1 protein-coding gene and 2 pseudogenes are annotated in these 5,983 nt (G+C 47.8%); 2 read left to right on the top strand and 1 reads right to left on the bottom strand.

All coding sequences use genetic code 11. The features are described from left to right. Positions 1-248, bottom strand: a pseudogene (locus EWV68_RS09695) (Uma2 family endonuclease); the annotation flags it as partial. 280 nt (positions 249-528) lie between these two features. Here EWV68_RS09695 and EWV68_RS09690 point away from each other — a divergent pair. Continuing rightward, on the top strand, positions 529-999 hold the full coding sequence (locus EWV68_RS09690) for a DUF29 domain-containing protein (protein ID WP_061431549.1): 471 nt from the start codon (positions 529-531) through the stop codon (positions 997-999). 54 nt (positions 1,000-1,053) lie between these two features. Next, positions 1,054-5,211 (top strand): annotated as a pseudogene (locus EWV68_RS09685) (DEAD/DEAH box helicase); the annotation flags it as partial. Positions 5,212-5,983 lie beyond the last annotated feature (772 nt).

Genomic DNA, 5,983 nt, shown 5'->3' with positions numbered 1-5,983 from the left:
CGTCTTCCTTTCGGACGACCAAATACTACCATAACATCGGGAGCAACCGGTCCGGTAATTTTTTTATCTTGGACGGGATACCAGAGCAGATCTCCGGCAATAAAAACCTGAGGAGAATTAGCAAAGAGAATCTCAAGGTTTTCTTTAATTTTCACGATCCATTCATATTGTTCGGTATTATCGGCCATGGGTTTACCGTCACTATCGGGGTATTCAATATCTGGATCAATAGCTGGTGTAAAGGTCATAATTTATACTCTGAGGTTATTTGTCTGAAAATTATAATTCTAGCAGTGAGGTTAACTTTCCCCTGTAGTCCCAAAATAACATCGCCAATAACGTTGATCAAAATGTTTGTGTACTTTTGTTAAAAAGTAAAAGTTTTTTTTTGACAAAAAGAACAACTTGTGCTATGGTAGAATTCTCTAACTTGGCAAAAATTCCCCAGACTAGAAGCCGATCGAACGATAGCGATCGAGGGTTATAATCGAGCCATTACCCCGCGCTCCCAGTCGGGAAGATAAATCTATGATGACCGCTCTCTACGAGGAAGATTTTGTTCTCTGGACGGAAAAAACCGCCGAACTGTTAAAGCGAAAAGAGTTTGACCTGGTGGACTGGGAAAACCTGATCGAAGAGGTGGAGTGCATGGGAAAAAGCGAGAGACGGGCTGTAGAGAGTTTGTTAACTCAATTATTAATCCATCTCCTGAAACTATCCTATTGGGAATCGGAAAAAGAACGGAATGCCCGTCATTGGCTCGAAGAAATCGCCAATTTTAGGGTTCAATTGGAAAGAAAGGTAGATAGTCCGACTCTCGCCAATCACCTGCGGGATACTTTCGAGACAGCCTACTCCGATGCCAGAAAAACCCTGATCAGAGCTAGAATCGTCGATAAAAATGCGATTCCCCTAGAGTCTATATTCACTCTCGAACAGGTATTAGACGGGGATTGGTTCCCCATCGATATCGAACCTTTTCTGGAAACCCGCCCATAAATTGCAGGCATATCCCCGCAAAAAGATTAGGAGTATCAGCGAATATAACCGAATATGAACGATATCGAGCAACTCCGCCGCCAAATCATCGAACGCTACCAACAATTATCGGCACTAGATCAGGTGATCGTCCGTCTTTTTTCCCTAATCTATGAACCGATCGCCCGCAGCACTTTTCTAGACTGTTTAAATCAAGCCCATTACCGCGACGAGAACAACCGGCGATTTAACGGCCAAACCCTGAAATCCCATTTAGATCTCCTCCTAGAAGCGGAAGTAATCATCCAAGACAAAGGCTACGGGCCGCGCTGTCATCCCCTCCTCGTCGAGATTGCCAGCCGTGATAGCGTTAGTAAGGGAGAATTCAAGCGTTTTGCCGAGATTATCAAGGCAAAACTGCCGCAACCCCGAACTCGTTGGGATGAAAGCCTAGTTTTTCAGGGAAAAGAGCAATTAATCCGAGAAATCCGTCTGGCCATCTATCGTCAGGATTTCGACTCGATCGAACAACAAATCGCCGATTATCAGAAAACCAGCTATTCCTCCTCAAAAACCAGCCTAGAAGACCTTCTCATCCTCATCTACGATAACCCCTTCGATGGGGATTGGTTACGGACGCAACCGACCAAATTTCAGGCGCTAGCACTAAATAGCATTCTTGTCAAGGCTTTTGAAAAAATAACTCGCGCCGATGGAGCTTTTTCCCTCCTAGAAGAACTCTGTCAAGACCAGACCAGTGTTTCCGAAGGCCATTTGTGGCTCGAACAGGCAATCATCCGAGGACAATACGATAAGGTGCGTCGGTATCTCGATCGCCCCTTCCCGGAAAGCCAAGCAGCAGCAATCGGAGCGATCCGGGGTTGGATTGCCTTTCTAGGGGGGGAAAACAGCAAAGCGATCCAAGAATATACCCTCGCCCTTAAAGCCCTAAAAAAAGCCAAAGGAAAACAAAAAATCTATTTTTCTTCGATTAGCGGCTTCTCCTTTATTTTCGCTCTCCTCAAAGAAGGAACCCCCGAACGTCTCGCCGAAGCCGCCAGCTATACCAGTTGGGTGACGCGTCAAAACGATCATCCTTTCAGTCCTATCTATGCCCGTCTGGAAAAAATCATCGCTGCCCGTCAGGGAGATATGCAGGCCAAAGACGCAATCATCGACGCGACGATCAATCCCTACCAAATGGGCCAGGGTCTAGAGACTCTTATCTATAGTATCTGTCTCTACTGGATGAGTAGCAGCATCGCTAAAAAACATCTGCCCCGCCTATTGCTGCCCCTCTACAAAGATGCCAAGGCGGCCGGCTACCATTGGTTAGCCCTAGAAACCGGGGCCCTACTGTCCCGACTCGATCGAGCGCCGGAAGCGGAGGTGGTTATAAAATGGCATCTCTCTTCCCCCCTAGTAGATGCGATCGAACCCCAAGAAGCTTGGCAACTGTGCCTGAATGCCTTGACTAATCTGTGCGCGCCAACACCAACCCCGGGTAAATCTAACCCCGTCGTCCGCCTTGCGTGGTTTCTCACTATCCATTCCGAGGATTATTTCCTGCAACCAAAAGAACAGAAACTCGACGCGCGGGGTAATTGGAGTCGTGGCCGTCCCGTCTCCCTGAAACGTCTGCGAAAAACTGGGGAAATTGACTATTTAACCCCGCAAGACCTGAAAATTTGCGCCCATATCTTCGTGGAATCCAGTTACTATGGCCAGAACGAGTATCACTTTGAGCGCCGGGCCATTATCGAACTGATCGGTCATCCCCTGGTGTTTTGGGAAGATTCCCCCAGAACGCGGGTAGAAATCGTCGCCGGGGAACCAGAATTGCGAGTAAGAAAGGAAAAATCGGGTAAATTAATCCTCTCTTTACTACCCGATCTCAGCGATCGCCAAGAAGTGCTGATTTGGAAAGAAACCCCCACTCGCGTTAAGGTAATCGAAGTCAAGCCGGAACACCGAAGCATCGCCGACATTATCGGCAAAAGCAACCGCTTAGAAGTACCCGACAAGGGCCGGGAAAAAGTCCTGGCCGCGATCAATTCCCTCTCCGGGATAGTGACAGTACATTCCGATATCGGCGGAGGAAAAGCAGCCCGGTCAGTGGCAGCCGATAGTCAACCCCGGATTCATCTCTTACCGGCCGGGGAGGGTTTAAAAGTGGCGGTTCTCAGCCGTCCTTTTGGGGCAGCTGGTCCCTATTTCCGGCCTGGAAAAGGGGGAGAAACAGTAATCGCCGAGATTGAGGGGGAACGGCTGCAAACAACTAGGGATCTGGCCCTAGAGAAAAAACTGGCCCAAACAGCGATCGATTCTTGTCCGATCCTGATCAGTTTTGAGGAAGAAAATGGGGAATGGCGGCTAGAAAATCCAGAGGATTGTCTAGATCTACTGCTGGAATTGCGGGAATTAAACGATAGCGTCCTTGTGGAATGGCCAGAAGGGGAAAAATGGCAGGTGTCGCGTCAGCTTCGATTACAAGACCTACACCTAAATATCCACAGTCAACGGGATTGGTTTGCCGTCAGTGGGGAACTGCACCTAGAGGAGAAATCGGTGCTGAGTATGCAGGAGTTGATGAAATTGCTAGAGGGATCGCCGGGGCGGTTTATTCCCCTCGGAGATGGTCAATTTCTCGCTCTAACCGAGGCATTTCGGGAACGGTTACAGGAAATGCGTGCTTTTTCGGAAAAGTCCGGCGACGGTTTGCGGTTTCATCCCTTCGCTGCCCCGATTCTCTCGGAACTCACCGAGGAAGTGGGACAACTCAAGGCCGATAAACGTTGGCGCGACAATTTACAACGCTTTCAGGAGAGTCAGGATTTTACCCCAGAAGTCCCCTCAACTCTACAGGCAGAATTGCGCGACTATCAATTGGAAGGCTTTCGTTGGTTAGCTAGGCTGGCCCAGTGGGGGGCCGGGGCCTGTTTGGCCGATGATATGGGATTAGGGAAAACTTTACAGGCCCTGGCAGTGATCCTTACCCGCGCCTCGGAGGGACCGACTTTAGCGATCGCTCCTACTTCAGTCTGTTTGAACTGGATTAGTGAGGCGGAAAGGTTCGCACCCACTTTAAATATCATCCAATTGGGAACAGGCGATCGGCAAGCACTACTCGATCGACTGCAACCCTTCGATCTGTTGGTCTGTAGCTATGGGTTATTACAGCAGGAAGAAGTGGCCACCATGTTGGCCGGGGTAGAATGGCGGACAATCGTTCTCGATGAGGCCCAAGCAATTAAGAATTTCTCCACCAAGCGATCGAAAGCAGCGATGAATCTGCGGGGGGATTTTAAACTAATCACCACGGGAACACCGATCGAGAATCATTTAGGAGAATTATGGAATCTTTTCCGTTTTATTAACCCCGGATTGTTGGGATCCTTGGAAAGTTTCGATCGCCGTTTCGCCACCCCGATCGAAAAATACGGCGATAAAACCGCCCGCGAACAGTTAAAAAAACTGGTGCGGCCTTTCCTTCTCCGGCGCACCAAAAACCAAGTTCTGGCGGAATTACCGCCCCGTACCGAGATTTTAGTCCCGATCGAGTTAAGCGTCGAGGAGAAGGCGTTTTACGAGGCCTTACGGCGGCGTGCTTTGGAGAAATTAAGCGAGAGTGACAGTACCGCCGGGGCAAAACATCTCCAGGTACTGGCAGAGATCATGAAATTACGCCGGGCCTGCTGTCACCCGCAGTTAGTGGCTCCAGATTTGGATTTACCCGGCTCGAAATTGTCCCGTTTCGGGGAAATTCTGGATGACTTATTAGATAATCAGCATAAAGCGTTGGTATTTAGTCAATTTGTCGATCATTTAGCGATTATCCGCAGTTATCTCGATCAACGGCAGATAAAATATCAATACCTCGATGGTAGTACCCCAGCCAGCGATCGGCAGAAACAGGTGAAAGCGTTTCAAGCAGGGGAAGGGGACGTATTTTTAATTAGTTTAAAAGCCGGGGGGACAGGATTAAATCTCACCGCGGCCGATTATGTTATCCATCTTGATCCCTGGTGGAATCCCGCAGTGGAGGATCAGGCTTCCGATCGCGCCCACCGCATCGGCCAAAAACGTCCGGTGACGATTTATCGCTTAGTGGCCAAGGATACGATCGAGGAAAAAATTGTCGATCTGCACCACCATAAACGCGATCTCGCCGATAGTTTATTGGAGGGGACCGACGCCAGCGGCAAGTTATCTACCGACGAATTATCGCATTTAAATTGCTTGTTGAGACGAGGCAAGAGGCAAGAGGCAAGAGGCAACAGTAAAGGGATTGGGGGAGATTCGGCTAATCTTAAGAATAAGTGCTTTAAATGCGTCTTAGCTTAGTAGGACTGCCTGGGAGAGGGGAAAGGCGGTTTCACACCAAATCCGTTTTTAATAGTGTGATTATAGCGTTTCCCAATCTCATGAGGTACACCAAAATCTTAACTCCTGAATCCCGAATCCTGACTCCTGAATCCTGACTCCTGACTCCTGACTCCTGACTCCTGAATCCTGAATCCTGACTCCTCAAAACCTAAGACTCTGTACCTCACAACTATGGGAATTGCTATAACTGCCAAGTTATCAATTGTTTCTCCCTGTTACCCACTCCCTGCTCTCCTATACTTTTTAAACAGGATTTGGTATTATATAAGCATTTTTTATCAATAAACCATTAATACTTGAGAAGATTTCAATTTACATTTCGCAATATTTATTTTTTCTTAAGAATTAATTGATAATTATTTTTATTTATCTACGAGATGGCAATACTTACGGCGATTCTGGTATAATTTTACTCTATGCGATGGTGGGTTTTTCTGTGCTTTTTGTGTTTTTAGCTGTTGAGCCATTCTGGAAACCCTCTCTCAATCCCCACTGCCTACTTAGGGCTTGCTGAATAAATCTAAAAACCTTGTTGGGTAAGACTTTTAGACTTTTTGTCAATCAAAAAGTACCAGATATGGGAGTGGTCGGGGGGAAAATCCCTGGACTTTTTCCCTGA

The sequence above is a fragment of the Microcystis sp. M_QC_C_20170808_M9Col genome, from assembly GCF_007095495.1.
Taxonomy (GTDB): Bacteria; Cyanobacteriota; Cyanobacteriia; order Cyanobacteriales; family Microcystaceae; genus Microcystis; species Microcystis aeruginosa.
This window is presented reverse-complemented; position numbering and strand designations above follow the sequence as displayed.